This is a genomic window from Bacteroides sp. NSJ-48, assembly GCF_014287405.1.
Taxonomy (GTDB): domain Bacteria; phylum Bacteroidota; class Bacteroidia; order Bacteroidales; family Bacteroidaceae; genus Bacteroides; species Bacteroides stercoris.
Map to the genome: position 1 here is coordinate 1 of NZ_JACOOD010000116.1, position 830 is coordinate 830.

Annotated in this window: 1 protein-coding gene; it reads left to right on the forward strand. The window is 45.2% G+C overall.

Annotated features, from left to right (window positions below; all coding sequences use genetic code 11):
- Window positions 1-144: 144 nt before the first annotated feature.
- Window positions 145-830: transposase (locus H8S52_RS19720; RefSeq protein ID WP_186910413.1), on the forward strand; the 686-nt coding region annotated here is incomplete at its 3' end.

Consider the following 830-nt stretch of genomic DNA (forward strand, 5'->3'; position numbering starts at 1 on the left):
TAGGGACATTCATTAAATAGTATAAAATTAGCCAACTAATTCATACACAAAGTATTGCGAATTAGTTGGCTTTTTTGTATCTTTAGGTATTCCCCCGCAAATAAGGTTTAGCAGCCAAAACGGGGGAAATTCCCCAACAAAGATATGGCTAAGATACAAAATATTTCGGAAATTCACCCAACTTTGGGCTTTACAGAATTTGATATTATAGAAAAATATCGCAAGAGTTTTCATGAGAGTGAGCTTGGCAGACTTCATTCGGTGTTCCCGTTTGAGCGTATGGCAAAGGTTATGGGCCTGTCGGAACAGCGACTGGGACGCAGGAACATCTTCAGCCCTTCGGCTAAGATTGCCCTCATGGTCCTGAAGGCGTACACCGGCTTCTCCGACAGACAGCTGGTGGAACATCTGAACGGAAACATACACTACCAGATGTTCTGCGGGATCATGATAAATCCGTCTTTCCCCATAACCAACTACAAGATAGTCAGTGCCATCCGCAATGAAATAGCATCCCGTCTTGACATTGATTTCCTTCAGGAAGTGCTTGCCTCATACTGGAAGCCTTATCTTGAGAATCTTCATGTGTGTATGACCGATGCCACATGCTATGAGAGCCATATGCGTTTTCCGACGGACATGAAACTCCTCTGGGAAAGCCTTGAATGGCTCTACAGGCATATCTACCTCCATTGCAGGGAACTGGGTATAAGACGTCCGCGCAACAAGTATGCGGATGTGGCGGAGTCCTATCTGTCCTACTGCAAGAAAAGAAAGAGGAAGGCTTCAAGGACAAGGATGCTCAAGCGCCGTATGATCAGACTCCTTGA